This is a genomic window from Streptomyces sp. 3211.6 (assembly GCF_003634815.1).
GTDB classification, from domain to species: Bacteria; Actinomycetota; Actinomycetes; order Streptomycetales; family Streptomycetaceae; genus Streptomyces; species Streptomyces katrae_A.
On sequence record NZ_RBXC01000002.1, the window covers coordinates 319,959 to 334,924 of the forward strand.

15 protein-coding genes are annotated in these 14,966 nt (G+C 74.2%); 7 read left to right on the forward strand and 8 right to left on the reverse strand.

Going from position 1 to position 14,966, the window contains the following annotated elements; genetic code table 11:
* Window positions 1–31: 31 nt before the first annotated feature.
* Window positions 32–1,186: an oxygenase MpaB family protein gene (locus tag BX286_RS35345; RefSeq protein WP_237293422.1), complete on the forward strand. Its 1,155-nt coding sequence runs from the start codon at window positions 32–34 to the stop codon at window positions 1,184–1,186.
* A gap of 193 nt (window positions 1,187–1,379) precedes the next feature.
* On the opposite strand, the gene BX286_RS35350 is transcribed toward BX286_RS35345, so the two are convergent.
* The 3 genes from BX286_RS35350 to BX286_RS35360 all read right to left on the reverse strand — a co-directional run bounded on the left by BX286_RS35350 (window position 1,380) and on the right by BX286_RS35360 (window position 3,786).
* Window positions 1,380–1,991: an ATP-dependent endonuclease gene (locus BX286_RS35350; protein ID WP_079432388.1), complete on the reverse strand. Its 612-nt coding sequence runs from the start codon at window positions 1,989–1,991 to the stop codon at window positions 1,380–1,382.
* A 102-nt stretch (window positions 1,992–2,093) separates the two neighbouring features.
* A complete protein-coding gene (locus tag BX286_RS35355) occupies window positions 2,094–2,681 on the reverse strand; it encodes a hypothetical protein (protein WP_079432218.1) in 588 nt (195 codons plus the stop codon).
* A gap of 247 nt (window positions 2,682–2,928) precedes the next feature.
* On the reverse strand, window positions 2,929–3,786 hold the full coding sequence (locus tag BX286_RS35360) for a helix-turn-helix domain-containing protein (protein ID WP_079432217.1): 858 nt from the start codon (window positions 3,784–3,786) through the stop codon (window positions 2,929–2,931).
* Between the two features lie 316 nt (window positions 3,787–4,102).
* Here BX286_RS35360 and BX286_RS35365 point away from each other — a divergent pair, with 316 nt between their 5' ends.
* The 4 genes from BX286_RS35365 to BX286_RS35380 all read left to right on the forward strand — a co-directional run bounded on the left by BX286_RS35365 (window position 4,103) and on the right by BX286_RS35380 (window position 8,332).
* Window positions 4,103–4,849, forward strand: coding sequence for an ATP-binding cassette domain-containing protein (locus tag BX286_RS35365; RefSeq protein ID WP_100864926.1), 747 nt, complete (start codon window positions 4,103–4,105; stop codon window positions 4,847–4,849).
* A 3-nt stretch (window positions 4,850–4,852) separates the two neighbouring features.
* On the forward strand, window positions 4,853–6,124 hold the full coding sequence (locus BX286_RS35370) for a hypothetical protein (protein ID WP_121017892.1): 1,272 nt from the start codon (window positions 4,853–4,855) through the stop codon (window positions 6,122–6,124).
* On the forward strand, window positions 6,121–6,708 hold the full coding sequence (locus BX286_RS35375) for a hypothetical protein (RefSeq protein WP_100864924.1): 588 nt from the start codon (window positions 6,121–6,123) through the stop codon (window positions 6,706–6,708). The genes BX286_RS35370 and BX286_RS35375 overlap by 4 nt, the downstream gene beginning before the upstream one ends.
* A 112-nt stretch (window positions 6,709–6,820) precedes the next feature.
* Window positions 6,821–8,332, forward strand: coding sequence for a hypothetical protein (locus BX286_RS35380; RefSeq protein ID WP_121017893.1), 1,512 nt, complete (start codon window positions 6,821–6,823; stop codon window positions 8,330–8,332).
* 138 nt (window positions 8,333–8,470) lie between these two features.
* Here BX286_RS35380 and BX286_RS35385 read toward each other — a convergent pair whose 3' ends face one another.
* On the reverse strand, window positions 8,471–8,980 hold the full coding sequence (locus BX286_RS35385) for a RidA family protein (protein ID WP_261993685.1): 510 nt from the start codon (window positions 8,978–8,980) through the stop codon (window positions 8,471–8,473).
* Between the two features lie 242 nt (window positions 8,981–9,222).
* Between BX286_RS35385 and BX286_RS35390 the strand changes: the two genes are divergently transcribed.
* Together BX286_RS35390 and BX286_RS35395 are read left to right on the forward strand one after the other, a co-directional pair.
* Window positions 9,223–9,810 carry a short-chain dehydrogenase gene (locus BX286_RS35390; RefSeq protein WP_148710330.1) on the forward strand — a complete coding sequence of 196 codons (588 nt, stop codon included), beginning with the start codon at window positions 9,223–9,225 and terminating at the stop codon, window positions 9,808–9,810.
* 188 nt (window positions 9,811–9,998) lie between these two features.
* Window positions 9,999–10,541 carry a GNAT family N-acetyltransferase gene (locus tag BX286_RS35395; RefSeq protein ID WP_079432215.1) on the forward strand — a complete coding sequence of 181 codons (543 nt, stop codon included), beginning with the start codon at window positions 9,999–10,001 and terminating at the stop codon, window positions 10,539–10,541.
* Between the two features lie 65 nt (window positions 10,542–10,606).
* Here the strand turns inward: BX286_RS35395 and BX286_RS35400 are convergent, their stop codons facing one another.
* The 4 genes from BX286_RS35400 to BX286_RS35415 form a co-directional block, all read right to left on the reverse strand.
* Window positions 10,607–10,969 carry a hypothetical protein gene (locus tag BX286_RS35400; protein WP_121017895.1) on the reverse strand — a complete coding sequence of 121 codons (363 nt, stop codon included), beginning with the start codon at window positions 10,967–10,969 and terminating at the stop codon, window positions 10,607–10,609.
* Between the two features lie 167 nt (window positions 10,970–11,136).
* Window positions 11,137–12,561, reverse strand: coding sequence for an NAD(P)/FAD-dependent oxidoreductase (locus BX286_RS35405; protein WP_121017896.1), 1,425 nt, complete (start codon window positions 12,559–12,561; stop codon window positions 11,137–11,139).
* Complete coding sequence (locus BX286_RS35410; protein WP_121017897.1) at window positions 12,558–13,808, reverse strand: MAB_1171c family putative transporter; 1,251 nt, start codon at window positions 13,806–13,808, stop codon at window positions 12,558–12,560. The genes BX286_RS35405 and BX286_RS35410 overlap by 4 nt, the downstream gene beginning before the upstream one ends.
* Window positions 13,805–14,947 (reverse strand): MAB_1171c family putative transporter, encoded by a 1,143-nt coding sequence (locus BX286_RS35415; protein ID WP_187344326.1) that lies wholly within the window; start codon window positions 14,945–14,947, stop codon window positions 13,805–13,807. The genes BX286_RS35410 and BX286_RS35415 overlap by 4 nt, the downstream gene beginning before the upstream one ends.
* Window positions 14,948–14,966 lie beyond the last annotated feature (19 nt).

A 14,966-nucleotide genomic window follows, 5' to 3' on the forward strand; every position in this document is an offset into this window, starting at 1 on the left:
CCCCACCCACCCCGTGAGGAAGTGGTGCACCGTGGCCCTGACGACTGCGACGATCGCCGCGGAGCTGGAAGCGGCCGGCAAGGTCGGAGACCCGAAGGCCGACGCGCTCGTCTCCGACCTGATCGACAACAAGGAGATCGACGGCGTCAACGCCCTGTTCCGCACCATCGGCACCCTCAAGCCCGGCATGGACCTGTCCACCCTCCCGCCCCGCCTGGCCGAGTTCCTGAAGGAGGCGGCCGCCCCGCCGCCGGACTGGTCGGAAGCGGACGTCAAGGCCGCGGAGAGCTTCTTCGCGCACCACCACGGCGAGGTGTCCATGCTCCAGGGCACCGTCGGCCTCATCGGCACCTACCTGTCCCCGACCGGCGCCTTCACCCTCCGCTCCACCGGCCGCCTCGGCGGCGTCGAAGGGCCGGGCCGGCGACTGTCGCAGTCCTCCCGCCTCTTCCTCGACATGGGCGACAAGAACGCGATGCGCGACGGCAGCCTGGCCGCGAACGTCACCAAGGTCCGCCTGGTCCACGCCTCGGTCCGTCAGCTCCACAAGAAGAGCGGCGAATGGGACTACGCGAAGTGGGGCGAGCCCGTCTCCCAGAAGTACACGACCGGCGCCGCGTGCGTCTTCTCCACCCAGATCGTCCAGGCCATGGAACGCCTGGGCATCGACGTCTCCAAGGACGACGCCAAGGGCTTCATGTGCGCCTGGCACTACGTCAACCACTACCTCGGCACCCCCGAAAAGTGGCTGCTGCCCAAGGACCCCGACCTGGTCCAGGCCCTGTGGAACCAGGAACGCGACAAGGAGTGGAAGAAGACCGACGACGGCGTCTTCATGACCAAGCAGGCCATCGACTTCTACAAGAAGTTCTACCCGCCGGGCGTCCACGACGCCTTCGTCGCGATGGTCCGCCACGCCCTGACCGACAAGTACGCCGACATGGCCGGCCTCCCCAAGAGCGTCCTGGGCACCGCGGCCGGCCCGCTCTCGGCGGCCAGTGGCGCCGTCAGCGGCATCGGCGGCGGCCTCCTCGGCGGCACGGCGCAGAAGGCGACCGGCGTCAACCCGTACAAGGAGATCGTCGGCATCGCCTCCAAGGGCTTCAACGAGGTCCAGCGGTTCGCCCTCACCCACGACCAGGACGACCAGCCCCAGATGCACCAGGAACTCCACGACAACCGCTGACCTCGCCCGACACCCGCCCGCAGCGCACGCTCCCACCGTGCCCTGCACCACCCCGGGCCCGCCGTGCCCTGCAGGCTCCAACCCGGCCGCGCCGCCCATCCGGGGGCCGCCCCCAACCCGGGCCCGCAGGGCCGACTACAGCCGGCCGGCGGCGCATCCAGCGGCGCATCCAGCGACGTGTCCAGCAGGGCGACTACAACCGGCCGAGCAGCGCGTCCAGCGGGCCGGGCAGGAGCGCGGGATCGAGGGCCCCGGCCAGGAGCTGTCCGTAACGGATCTTCCGCCCCTTCTTCGTCCCGAGGAAGCGCCGCATCCGGTCCTGCGGGCTCCGCCCCCGCTGAGCGGGCTGGCGGGTGAACGTCTGCCAGGGCGTGAGCTCCCCCTCGGCCTCGACGATCTCCTCCACCCGCGCCACCCCCAGCGCCCGGATCAGCTCCTCCTCCAGGTCCTTCACACAGGCGAAGACCTCCCGTCGGGGCGCCCCGACGCGCTCCAGCGCACGGTCGTAGAAGGGCCGTTCCTGCTCGTCGCACAGCCCGGTGAGGCGCAGCCCCAGCCCCGGCGGCCCCAGGAGCGCGGCGTAGCGCCCGACGTTCATCGCCCCGCCCATCGACAGCACGCAGACCCCGTCGGCCCCCAGGTCCCGGCCGAGCCGCCCGGTCAGGGCCTCCAGTGCGGCGAGGTCACTGGGCCCCTCCACCAGCACCACGCCCCGCACCCCCGAGGCGGCCTCCACGAGGCCGCCCCCGTCCCCGCCGGCCACCGACCGGGCCACCGCGTCCCTGAACTCCCCCATGTCCGCCATGGCCCGATTCTGCTCCGCCCCCCGCACCTCCGGCACGGAATTTCCTCCCGGCGGGGCGGGACGCCGCACGGCACGGACCTCGGGATTTCCCGGGAACGCCCCTCAGCCGGCCGGCCCCACGGCGCGCTTGTAGTACCGCCATGGGAACCATCCCGCACCCACCGGGATCCACCCCTCCGACTCCAGCCGCCGGTGCCGCGCGGCGGAGGGGAGGGTGACCCGGCAGTGCTCCCAGGGGTGGCCGGACGCCTCGACCTCGTGGAAGAAGGGCCCGTAGCCGACCATGTGCCAGCCGTCCCGTCCGGCCTCCTCCAGGGCGGCCATCTCGTTGAACGCGGTCAACCCGCTGAGCGTGCGGCGCTCCGGGGCGCCCGGCCCCCCGGCGGCCGGTGCGGCCGCGGCCTTGCTCGCGAACCGCTGCTGGGCGGCCTGGCGGCTCACCCCCAGCACCCGGCCCACGGTGTCCCAGCTGTGGCCCGCGGCCCTCGCCCCCTGAACCGCCTCGCGCAGCAGCCGGCTCGCCTCCTCGGCGCCGACGCGCGAGGCGTCCAGCAGGCGCAGGTACCCGCGGGCGTCGTGCTCGTGCTCCAGCGACTCGGCGAGCCCGTCGGGCGCCGCGAGCACGGCCGCGGCGATCCCGTCCCGGATGCGGTCCATCTCCGCCGGCTCCAGCAGCGGCCCCTCACTCATCGGCACAGCCCGTGCAGCGGCTCGAGCCCGTCAAGTACAGCCTCGTCAGCGGCCCCACGCCCCGACCGGGCGGCAACCCGGGCCCCGGCCCAGGCCATGGACGCGCCAGGGGAAGAGCCCCGCGACGCCTTCAACTTCAAGATCATCATGCGTCAAGGAAACCTTGACGCCCCCCATTTGTCAAGAATCCCTTGACGCCGGCCGCCGGCCGCCCGACCCTGGGCGAACCGCGGCCGTCACGCGCGGCTCAGCCGGACGCCGACCAGGCGAGCAGCATGCGCAGGGCGTCGTGGTCGCGGGTGCCGGGTTCGGCGGTGTAGGTGATGAGGGCCTGGTCGGGGTCGTCGGCCGCGCGGAGGGTTTCGTACGCCAGCTCCAGCTCGCCGACGACCGGGTGGCGGAAGCGCTTGCGCCCCGAGGTCTTGTCCTGCACGGGATGCTCCGCCCACCACCGCCGGAACTCTTCACTCCGCATGGACAACTCACCGATGAGACGCGCCAGTTCCGGGTCCTGCGGCCGGCGCCCGGCCTCCAGGTGCAGGTAGGCCACGTTCTCGCGGGCGCAGCCGCTCCAGTCCGCGTACAGCTCGCGGGCCGCCGGGTCGAGGAAGGTGGTGCGGGCGATGTTGCCCCCGCCCGGGCCGCCCGAGGCGCCGAAGTCGCCGAGCAGGGCGCTCGCCGCCGCGTTCAGGGCCAGCACGTCCATCCGGCGGCCCATCACCATCGCGGGCACGTCGCGCAGTTCGCCGAGCAGCAGCCGCAGGACGGGCCGCACCCGCTGGGCGCCCGTGCCGGGCGCCGGGCGGGCCGGGTGGGCGAGCTGGTGCAGGTGCCGGGTCCCGTCCTCGGTCAGCCGCAGCGCCCCGGCGAGCGCGTCGAGGACCGCCGCCGACGGGTTGGCCACCCGGCCCTGTTCCATCCGCGTGTAGTACTCCACGCTGACCCCCGCGAGCCGCGCGATCTCCTCCCGGCGCAGCCCGGCGACCCGCCGCCGGCCCCCGTAGTCGCGCAGCGCGACGTCCTCGGGCGTCAGACGGGAGCGGCGGGTACGCAGGAAGTCACCCAGACTGGTCGCGGCGGCGGCCGCCGGCGGGTTCACGGTCATCCCCCGATTGTGCCCCCCGCCCCGCCCCCCAGCCTGGCCCTCCCAGGACCAGGAACCCCGGCGGCGTCCCGAGCCGCCACCGGCCATGTCCCTGGCGCGCGGAGGGGCAGGTTCAGGCCAGATCGCGGACGTTTTGTGAATGGCCCCTTCCGGCACTAGCGTTCGAGCCGTCGGAGGGGACCTCGTGCCGCTCCGCCACGCCACGGTGCCGTTTCGACAGGGGCGAGTGGGCAGGGGGCCCACCTGCGCCCACGGCCCCGCCCCCTCCGAGAACAAGCCGCTCCCCGAGGGGGAGCGGCGGATTGCGCGTCGCTCCATGGCTCTCGTCTTCGACGGTGTGAGGTTCCGGTACGGCCGGCAGACCCCGGTGCTGGACGCGTTCGACCTTACGGTCGACGCGCCGGCCACCGTGCTGCTCGGCCCCAACGGTGCCGGCAAGTCGACCCTGATGGCATTGGCGGCCTCCCATCTGCGCCCGGCCGCCGGCACGGTGGCCTTCGGCCGGAGCCGGCCCGACCGGCGGCGCGGCCTGGCCGGATACCGCAGACGGGTCGCCTGGATACCGCAGCACATCACGCCCGTGCCAGGACTCACCGTCCGCGAGCAGGTCGCGTACGCGGGCTGGCTCAAGGGCATGCCGCGGGGCGCGGCGTGGGAGGCGTCCGCCGCGGCGCTCGGGCGCGTGGGCCTGACGCCCCTCGCCGGCCGCAAGAGCCACCAGGTCAGCGGCGGGCAGCTGCGTCGCATGGGCATCGCCGGGGCCCTCACCCACGACAGCGAGCTGATCCTGATGGACGAGCCCACCGCCGGGCTGGACCCGCAGCAACGGCAGGTCTTCCGCGACCTGGTGTCGCAGCTGTCGGGGTCCGTCAGGGTGCTGGTGTCCACACACCAGACCGAGGACCTCTCCGAGCTGTACCAGCAGGTCGTGGTGCTCGACCAGGGCACCGTACGGTTCCAGGGCGGCCCGGCCGAGTTCCTCACCCTCGCGCCGGCCGGCGCCGCCGACGGGCGGGAGCGGGCGGAGGCCGCCTACGGGCGGCTCGTCGGACAGGAGGTCTGAGCCGTGAAGCCGTGGACGCTCCTGCGTTCCTCCTCCGCCACCGTCCTGCTGCCGGTACTGCTCTGCTTCATCGTCCTCCTGCTCCGCGACACCATCACGATGACCGTCACGGCGGGCTACGGGCCCTCCGTCCTCGGCCGGGCCACCTACGCCCTGCCCTTCGCCATCGCAGCCTGTGCGGCAAGCGCGGCCTGGGAGGGGGCACGGCTGCGGCGCGGCGGGGTCTTCGGCCAGGCACCGGCGCGCGGCCGGCTGGGCATCGTGCTCCCGGTGCTGGTACCGGTGTGGCTGATGGGGGTGTTGGGACTTCTGACGTCCCTGGCTGTCTCGGTGGTCGCCACCGGGGCCGCCCCCGCCCCCTCGCATCTCGGGATGCTGGGCGCCGACGGACTCCTGCTGGCCGCCGCCACCCTGACCGGGTACCTCGCCGGCCGCCTCCTGCCCGGCGTCGTCGCCGCGCCCGTCGCCCTGACGGCGGGGTTCTGCCTGGCGGCCTTCCCGGTGTCGATGAGCAGCGGCTGGCCGAGGCAGCTGGTCGCCGCGGCCTTCTCCGAATGCTGCTCGCTCGACTCCGTGATCGATCCCCGGGCCGTCTGGGCGCCGGTGGCCTTCGCGGGCGGGCTGTGCGCCGCGGCGCTGCTGCTCGTCCACCGGCCGACGCTCCGCAACCGCGCCGTCGCCCTCCTGCTGGCCGCCGCCGGCACCGCGGCAGCGCTCCCGCCGGCCGTCGGCCTCGGCTACTCCCCGGTCACCGCCCGCGACGAGTCGGAGCTCGTCTGCGATACGGGCGGACGGCCCGAGGTCTGCCTGTGGCCCGAGGTCGCGGCCGACGGGCAGGTAGTGGCGCAGACCCGCACCTTCGCCGCCCGGCTCGAACAGGCGGGTGTGCGGCTGCCCCCCACCCTCACCGACGCCCGCGACCTCGCACCGGGCGAGGCCCGTCTCGGCATCAAGAACCGCCCGCGGGACGCCGAGGACATCGCATACGCCCTCGCCTCCGCGGTCCTGCCGCCCGGCGGTCTGCCCGAATGCGCCCGGATCACGGGCCGGTTCCTCGCCGCTCCGGCCCTCGTCCCGCTGTCGGCCTGGGTGACGGCGGTCGCCCTGCAGTCCCCGCCCAGGTCCGGGCAGATTTCGCCGGACGACGCGGCCCTCCTCCAGCAGGTCCTGCGCGCGCCCCGTGAACAGCAGCTGGCCTGGTACGAGTACAACCGCCAGGCCCTCACCACCTGCGACCAGCCGGCGCGGCTCACGCTCCCCGGGGGCGCGGGATGACCTGGTGGCTCAAGTCCCGGGGCGTCCTGGCCCTCGGGGGCTGGACGCTCCTGACGACCCTGGCCGGCCTGGTCTTCGGCGGCATCGAGCTCCCGCTGCCCGCACTCACCGGTGCCTCGGGGCGGTTCCTCCTGGCGGGGCTGCTCCCGGTGGTGCCGGCCGTCCTCTGGCTCTCCGGCACCGGGCGCGCGGGACCCCGTACGGAGGCCACGGCCGTCCGGCCCGTACGGCGCTGGGACACCGCGCTCGCGACGGCCCTCGCGGCCGCCGTCCTGGCCGTCACGCTCCTCGGTCACGCCGTGGGCGCCGGCGGCACCGCGCTGGCCGTCGGCCGCAACACCCTCGTGTTTCTCGCCCTCGCCCTGACCCTGGAGCCGCTCCTCGGCCACCGGCCCGCAGCCCTCGCCATCGGAGCCTTCCCCCTGCTCTGCGCGGCCGCCGGCCGACGCCCGCGCGGGCTTGGTACGGAGCCGTGGGCACTCCTCCTGCCACCCGGCGAATCCCCCCGTGCCTTCGCCGCCTCGCTGGCCCTGCTGGCCGCGGCCGCCCTCTTCGCCCTGGTCCGGCCGGTGCGCGGAAGATGACCGCGCCAGGGCAGCCGAGTCCAGCCGTTCAGGGCATGGCGGCCCGTTCTCGGGGCGGGTGTCGGGTGGAAACCCCGGAGCTCTCCCGGGGTGCGTGCAGCAAGATGGCGCGGTGAACCCAGCGCTGCTCGGCCTCGCCGTGAATCCCGCCCTGCCGTGCCGCCTCGTCGACCAGCTGATCCATGCCGCGGACGAGGACCTCGCCGGTGAACTGGCGCTCCGCGCGGACCTGAACCGCGCTCAGGTCCGCGCGCTGGCGGGCCGGTCCGAGGGGGTCGCCGTCCAGCTGGCCTACAAGGGGTGTCTGCGGCCGGAGGACGTGGATCCGCTCTCCCAGCCGCTGGCCGCGCTCGCCCTGCTCGACGAGGGGGCCGGTCCGTCCGAGTGGGCTCGGCACTTCGCCGCGGATCCGCTCGTGCGGCACCGGGAGAAGCTGGCCGAGTGCCGCGGGCTCCCGCAGGACGTGGTACGCGTGCTCGCGGACGATCCCGACGTCAGGGTCGTCACCGAGCTCGCCCTGTGGGCGCCGCCCCGATGGGCCGCCGAGCTCGCGCACCATCCCCACGCGGCCGTCCGCCGGTCGGTCGCGGGCAACGAGGCGACGCCGCCGCAGCTGCTGGCGGCCCTGCTGACGGGCGAGGGCCTGCCTCCGCTCCGTGGCTGCCGCGTCTGCGACCAGGAGGAGGTGCCGTTCGTCCACGCCGGGGACTGCCCGCGTACCGACTGCACGCTGATGTCCGGGGACGCCTGCGACGGATCCCACCAGTCCGCCGTGCACGAGATCCGGTGGCAGGCCCTCCACAACCCCGCCACCCCGGCCTCGGCCGTGGCCCGGTTCGCCGACCATCCGTCGGCCCTGCTGCGCGAACCGGTCGCCGCACGCGAGGGCCTTCCGCAGCCGGTCTACGACCGGCTCGCGGCAGATCCGGTGCCGATGGTCCGTGCGGTACTGGCGCAGAACCCGTCGATCGACGAGACCCTGATGCGCAGGCTGGCGGAGGACCGCGGCCACGACGTGCAGCGCTCCCTGGCCCACCACCCGCACCTGCCGCTGGACCTGCTGGCGCGGCTCGCCGCCACGGTCAGGCCCGGCCCCGTACCGCTGCCCCGGATCGCCTCGGCCACACCGGCGGAACTCGCCGCCCTCGCCGCTTCGGACGACGCGGCCCTGCGCATGCTGGTCGCGCGGCGCCGGGACCTGCCGGACGGGATACGCGACGCGCTCGCCCGCGACCGCGACGCGAAGGTGCTGTGCGCCATCGCCCCCCACCCCGGTCTCACCGGGACACAGCTCCTGGCCCTGATCGACGGCCACGGCACCCGCGTGGCCCTGAAGGCCGCCGACAACCCCGACGCGACGGCGGCCGTCCTGGAACGCCTGGCCCGGCAACCGGGGCCCGCACGACGGCACTTCCTCGCGATCGCCCGCCATCCCAACGCTCCGCTCCCCGCCCTCCTCGCCTGCCTGACGGACCCGCGGGCCCGCCCCGTCGCCGCCGCGCGTCCGGAGCTCCCCGGCTCCGCCCTCCTGGACCTGCTGGCCGACGAGGACCCCCGTGTGGTGCAGGCGGCGGCCGCCAACCCGTCCCTGCCCGCGGAGTCGATGCGGGCGCTGCTGCCCTGAACCAGGGGCTCGGACGGGGCAGCGCACTCCAGCCGCCGCCCCCGGAGAGCCCGGCCAGGGCCCCCGTGGGGCAGGCGGCCGCAACGCACTGAGCGGCCGCGCGGTGGTCACCGCGCGGCCCGCTCGGTCACGAACGCGTCAGGAACGCGGCTTCACCAGCGCGACGGCCTCGATCTCCACCAGCTGGTCGGGGAAGGCCAGGTCGCTGACACCGAGGATGGTGTCGGTCGTGCGGTGGTTGCCGTTGTACTCCTTGTGCAGCCGCGCGGCCGTGTCGAAGTTCTTGCGCAGGTCCTTGGTGTAGATCTTCATGCTGATGATCTGGCTGCGCGGGATCTTGTAGTGCGCGAGCACCTTGTCGAGGTTGGCGAACGACTGGCGCACCTGCTTCTCGAAGTCGCCGACGCCCACGATGTTGCCGGCCGCGTCGTGCGACAGCTGCCCCGAGATGTAGATGGTGTCACCGGCTCTGATCGCCTGCGAGTACCCGTAGGAGTCCTCCCACGGCACCCCGAACCCGAAGTGGTCCCAGCCCTTGCGCGACTGGTCCTGTGCACTCGCTCCCTGCGGGCCCACGACGGCGACCATCACGGCCACCAACGCGGCCACCGTGGCGGCGATACCGAACTTGCGCCCTGACTTGGCCATTTGCTGCGTCCTTTCGTCCCCAGTGGAGCTTGGCGTGACGACGTTTTCACAGGGCGAGCGAGAATCCCTCGAAGCGGAATCGAAGTCCGGTCGCGACCCGCCACGCGGACCGGGGCAAATTGGCCGGAGCCGGAAGAGGGGGACAGGATTCCGGCCGGGTGCGGATCCGTCGGCGGCCGTGGTTCTCCACGCCGCCGCCGTCCGGGGCGACGTCCACCGGCCGGCCGTGCGAACATCCCCGGATGAATGCCGACGACGCGCCCGTGCGCGGTCCCGTACTGGTCGTGGGCGGCACGGGGATGCTCGCCGGGGTGGTGGGCGGGCTGGTCCGCGAGGGGCTGACGGCGGTGGTCGTCTCCCGGAAGCCGCCCGGGCCGGGAGCCTTCGGGGACCTGGGTACCGCAGGCGGCCGGCTGCTGCCAGTGAGCGCGGACTACACCGATCCCCTCGGCTTCGCCGCGGCGCTGCGCCGGGTCGCGGCACGGACCGGGCCCTTCCGGCAGGCCGTGCTGTGGGTGCACGCCCACGGCCGGCCCCACGCCCATGCCGCCGTCGCCGCCGCCCTGGCGGACGGCGCGTCGGTGCTGGAGGTGCTGGGCAGCGCAGCCGCGGCGCCCACGGCCCCCGCGCCCCGGCCGCCCGAGGCCCTGGGCCGCGCCCGCCACCGTGCCGTGGTCCTCGGGTTCACCGGCCCGGGCGCGCACACCCGGTGGCTGGACCATGGGGAGATCAGCGGGGGCGTACTGGCCGCCCTGAGGACCCCGCAGAGCGACGACGGGCCGTACGTCGTCGGACGGGTACGGCCGTGGGAGGACCGGCCGTCGGCGTGACGGCGGTGACGGCGGTGACGGCGGTGACGGCGGTGACAGCGGCGACGGCGCTGACGGCGCGCGCCGTCCCGCCGGGCCCGAACGGCCCCCGGCCACCCACACCCCCACCCCGCAGAAAAATCCGCGTGCTCCCACCCACCCCCCGGGTATCTTGCCTTGTCCTGAACAGGACAGAGAGGTCTTCCAGCATGAGCAGCACCACGTCGTCCCTGCCCGAGCGGATCGAACTGTCGGGGGAGGGGCTCGTGCTGCGCGACTGGACGGAAGGCGACCTGGCCGCGATGCCCGGGCTGTTCGACCACCCCGACATCGCGTACTGGACGCCGATCGTCTCGCCCTTCGACGAAGCGGCCGCCCGCGCCCGGCTGGTGCGCGACCGGGAGCTGCGGCAGGAGGGCACGACCATCCTCCTCGCCATCACCCTCGACGGCGGCGCACCGCTCGGCGAGATCATGCTGCGCCGCGCCCCCGAAGGCACGGAGATCGGCTACGCCGTGGGTCCGGCACACCGTGGGCAGGGGCTGGCCGCCCGCGCCGTGCGGGTGATGGCCGCCTACGCGTTCGAGCAGTGGGGCGCGCAGCGGGTGATCCTGGAGCTGGAGGCCGAGAACGCCGCCAGCGTCGCCGTCGCCGGGAAGGCCGGCTTCAGGCTGCTCGACGTGCCCCTGATCACGGGCGAGGAGAAGGGCCGCCCGTACGTCCTCCAGACCTGGGGCCTGGACCGGCCCTGACCTGACCTGACCATCGTCACGGGCCGGCGGCCGGCGCCGGCGGATCACCGCCTCCACCCCTCGCGTCACCGTTGCGCCTGTCCGCGCCCCTTCCCCGGCGGCCTCGACCGGTCCGGACGCCCGGCCGAAAGGGTGCTGGCCGGCCCGGCCGAAGGGGTGCTGGTCGCGGCGATCTCGATGAGCTGGACCTCCATCTCGTCGGCCTGCGCCCGCAGGATGCTCGCCACCGTCCGCATCGTGTCCTCGTCCAGACGGACCGCGGTCGTCCGGCCTTCCGGCGTCCAGGTGGCCTCGTCGGACTGCGCGTGCAGATCGAAGGTCCGTGCCATGTCGCGGAGGATCGCGGTGACGTCCTGGGCCGCCACGTAGAACTGCCCGTCGGCGCCGCGCCGCACGAGGGTCTCGGCGTCCGTGTGCCGCCGGCTCATCTTCCTCACCCCACTGAGATCACGTCCCACCAGGCGGTGCGCCTCCGCCCGGTCCCATCTTGCTCCCCCCGCGTGCCGTCCGCGAAAGGGTCCGGGGAGCTGGCGCGTCGGAGCGGCGCAGCGCCGACGCGAACCCTTTCACACCCTCCCGGGCCGCCGCGGCCCGATCACCCGGGCGCCCCGCCGCCGACGAGTGCCAGCTCCCGTGCCGTCAGGGGCGGCCCGTCCAGCGGCGGGTACCGCGGCCCCCGTACGGCTCCCCACAGGACGCGCGGGCTGACGAGCGAGGTCAGCGGAGCCTGGAGCGAGGTGACGTCCGTGAGGTCCTCCACCATGCTGAACCTCCCGCAGCTCGTCCTCACCAGGCGGTCCACGTACCGGGCCAGGACCCTGTCCCGGAGGCCGGGAGCACCGCCCTGGACCTCCGGGTAGAACACGTCCTGCCCCATGGCCAGCTCCCAGGCCGAGTCCACCGGCTTCGCCATGGCCCTCTGGACGCGCCGTGCGAGGCCGGAGGCGTCCACACCGCGGGCCTCGACCTCCGCGCGCAGGACGGCGGCCGTCTGCGCGGCGACGGACATGCCGTGCCCGTACAGGGGGTTGAACGCCGCGAGGGCGTCGCCCAGGACGACGAACCGTTCCGGCCAGCCCCGCACCTGCTCGAAATACCGCCGCGTATTGCGCGTGCTCCTGCTCAGCGACACGCCGGTGAGGGGTTCGAGGCGGGAGATGATCTCCCCGACCACGGGGTGACGCAGTCCGAGCGGGAACGCCGCGAAGTCCTCGGCGTCCCCCGTCGGTGCACCGGCCCTGGTTCCCGTCTCCGTGACGATCCACCGCCCGTCCTCCACGGGCAGGATGCTCGCGCTCTGCCCGGGGCGCCCGCTGCGGGGATCGGACTGCACGCTGACGATGGGGAATCCCGCGGCTCCTTTCGGGGCCCGGAAGACCCGCGTCGCGTACACCAGCCCGAGGTCCAGGGAGCGCTCGGGTGCGGGAGGCACCCCCAGTTCCTCCAGGTGGCGGGGCGCCCGCGAGGCGCGGCCGCTGGCGTCGACGACGAAGTCGGCCTCCAGGACATGCTCGTGGCCGGCCCGCTCGCGCACCCGCACCCCGGTGACGCGGGACGGGCTGCCGGTCAGGCCCTCGGCCCGGGTGTGCGGCAAGGCCGTGACGCCCTCCCGGCCCAGGACGTGGTCGCGCACGACCGAGTCCATGAGGTCGCGGCTGCACCCCAGGACGAAGTGGGTCTCGCGGTCCCAGCGCCTCAGCCAGCCCTGGGAGGTGAGCGCGACCATGCCCGTGGGGGTCGGGATCCGGTTCGCTCCGGCGGCCAGCCAGCACTCGGTGATCCCGGGCAGGACCGCCTCGGCCGCCCGTACGCCGCCGCTCCAGAGCATGTGCGCGTGCCGTGCCTGGGGGAGCCCCTTGCGGGGGAGCGGGCCGTCGGGCAACTCGTCGCTCTCGACGACGAGTACCTCGTCGACCGCGCCCCGCAGCGCGGCGGCGGCCAGCATTCCCGCCGAGCCCCCGCCGATGACGACCGCGCGCCGGCGGACCGTCCGGGCGCCGGTGCCGCGCGGACCGTTCATGACACGGCCTTCTGCGGCGCCGCCGAAGGTCCGTGGCCGTCCCTCCCGTGGCCGCCCCGACCGTGGTCGCCCCGCCCGCGGCCGTCCCGCCCGTGGCCGGCGGCCGGGCCCCCGCGGCGGGGCGCAAGGACCCGTACCGCGTCCGAAAGGCGCACGAGTTCGTCCTCGCTGTCGATCAGGCTCTGGACACTGCCGCCGTCGGCGGCCGCGCCGGGACGGGTGTTCAGGGAGCTGTTCAGGGAGCCGAACGCCGCGATGACCAGCGCGGCGTGCGCCACGGCCTCCCCTTTCAACGCGCCCGGCCCGGCCGCGGGTTCAGGCGCGTCCGCCACCGCGACCGTATCGAGGTAGGGCGCGAGGAGCCGCAGCCCGTCCCGGATGTCGCACGTCCGCCGCAGGTGGCGCCTGCTCAGCGAGGACCACGGGGGGATGCGTACGAGCTCGTACGGGACGACCGCGCGGATGATCTCCCACAGCGGCCCCAGCCGGTGGTACCGCGACCACTGCCTCGACTGCCTGCGCAGGCTCTCGCCGACGGCGGGAAGGGCGAACCCGACGCACTGGAGCAGCGAGGAGAGAGCGGCCAGGGAGGGGGCCACCGTCGTGCTGATCCCGTCCCAGTCGTGGCCGGTCCAGCGCGCGCCCACGGCGAGGAGCTTGCCCACGGTGTAGCCGAGGCCCAGGACCCCTCCGGCCCCGATGAGGACGAGCCCGGTGCGCAGCAGACCGGTCACCTCCTGTGCCCAGCGCCGGCACAGGACCGACAGGACGGCCGTCGCCGCCGCGTGGGCGACGAGATAGAGGACGATCATCTCGCGGAGGTACGGGGTGGTGGAGTAGTACGTGTCGAAGTCCTGGAGGCGTTCGTCGGGCGCGTCGCCGAGGGCGAACAGGGCGAGCAGCGCCACGATCACCGTCCCGTAGGCCCCGGCACACCACAGGACGGCCGCACGGCGCCGTTCCTCGGGCCCGCCCTGCCAGGTCAGCATCAGGTTGATGACGGCGGCGCTCCCGGCGGTGACGACGGCGTAGACCAGCGGAGCCGAGAAATTGGCGACACCGGTGAGCGCGTTCACCTCGGACACCGTCGGCGGCGCGGCGAAGAAGAAGACCACGGCGCCGAGGGGGATCACCACGCCCACGGAACGGACCAGCGGATCACGCCAGTGCCGCACGAGCCCGGGCACCCTCAGCGCGAAGGAGACGAGCAGCAGGAGGGCGGGGAGGTAGTAGTAGACGCTGCTCAACGCGCGGCCTCCGCGGCTCGCGGCCTGCCGGCGGCCCGTTTCGTGGTGTGCGCGAGCGCCTGCGAGATGCGGATCAGGTCGCGGTCCTTGCCCGCCGGTTCCTGAAGGGTCCTCGAAGAGGCGATCACCCGTCCCTCGGGGTCGGCGCGCATCGTCTCCACCGCGGCGAGGACCATGACCGCGTCCGCACCGGCCTCCGCGTGGGCGCTGGGGGCGCCGCCGGCGACGGCTTCGGCCAGTGCCCGCGCCCGGAGGCCGAGGTCGAAGTAGGGGTTGAGGGTGAGCAGTCCGTCGTGGATCAGCGATTCCCGCTGGAGGCGCCGTACGCCCACCGACGCCAGCAGTGGCACGCTGACCGCCGCCGGCGTCGGTACCAGCCCGCCCACCAGCTGCGAGAGGGGTCCGAGCCGCCGGTAGTGGGTCCAGTCCCGCCAGCGTCCCCGGAAGCGCCGTACGACGATCGGGAGCACCATGCCGATCGCGATGAGGGGGGCGGCCACCGAGGTGCAGGCCCGTGCCACCTCGGTACTGAGCACGTCCCAGTCCGCTCCGGCCCACCGTGCTCCCAGGGCGGTGAACTTGAGGACGCCGAAGCAGATCGCGAGTCCGTAGCCCGTCACCATGAGGGCCAGTCCCGCCCTCAGCTCCCCTCCCACGTGGCGCAGCCAGCGCCAGCACAGGGTGGCCATGACGGTCGACGCCGCGGTGTGGCCGACCAGGTAGAGGACGATCATCTCGCGCATGTAAGGGGTGTTGGCGTAGTAGGTGTCCAGGTCACGCAGCCGCTCGACGGGCGCCTGCGCGAGCGCGAACAGCACGGCGATGGCGGCGCAGAGCGTCCCGTAGGCCGCGATGCACCAGCGGGTCGCCCGCCGGATGCGTTCGGGGGACCCGCCCCGCCAGTTGATGACCAGCACGATCCCCGACGCCGCGCAGGCCATGGCCCAGAAGTAGTCGAAGGGGGCCGCGGCGTTCGGGATGCCCGTGAGCTCGTTGACTTTGGCGACCACGGGGACGGAGGTGAAGAAGAACACCCCCACGGCCGCCACGAGCATGGCCATGACCGCCCGGAGCAGGGGATCGCGCGGATTCCGCAGCAGGCCGGGAAGTCTGAGCAGGGCGGCCACGCCGCCGAGCACCGTGGGAAAGAGAACGGTC

Coding starts and splice junctions, on each gene's coding strand:
- BX286_RS35350 (WP_079432388.1), bottom strand. CDS start 1,991: ATGGCGGACATGGGGGAGTTCAGGGACGCGGTGGCCCGGTCGGTGGCC.
- BX286_RS35355 (WP_079432218.1), bottom strand. CDS start 2,681: ATGAGTGAGGGGCCGCTGCTGGAGCCGGCGGAGATGGACCGCATCCGG.
- BX286_RS35360 (WP_079432217.1), bottom strand. CDS start 3,786: ATGACCGTGAACCCGCCGGCGGCCGCCGCCGCGACCAGTCTGGGTGAC.
- BX286_RS35365 (WP_100864926.1), top strand. CDS start 4,103: ATGGCTCTCGTCTTCGACGGTGTGAGGTTCCGGTACGGCCGGCAGACC.
- BX286_RS35375 (WP_100864924.1), top strand. CDS start 6,121: ATGACCTGGTGGCTCAAGTCCCGGGGCGTCCTGGCCCTCGGGGGCTGG.
- BX286_RS35385 (WP_261993685.1), bottom strand. CDS start 8,980: ATGGCCAAGTCAGGGCGCAAGTTCGGTATCGCCGCCACGGTGGCCGCG.
- BX286_RS35390 (WP_148710330.1), top strand. CDS start 9,223: ATGAATGCCGACGACGCGCCCGTGCGCGGTCCCGTACTGGTCGTGGGC.
- BX286_RS35395 (WP_079432215.1), top strand. CDS start 9,999: ATGAGCAGCACCACGTCGTCCCTGCCCGAGCGGATCGAACTGTCGGGG.
- BX286_RS35400 (WP_121017895.1), bottom strand. CDS start 10,969: ATGAGCCGGCGGCACACGGACGCCGAGACCCTCGTGCGGCGCGGCGCC.
- BX286_RS35405 (WP_121017896.1), bottom strand. CDS start 12,561: ATGAACGGTCCGCGCGGCACCGGCGCCCGGACGGTCCGCCGGCGCGCG.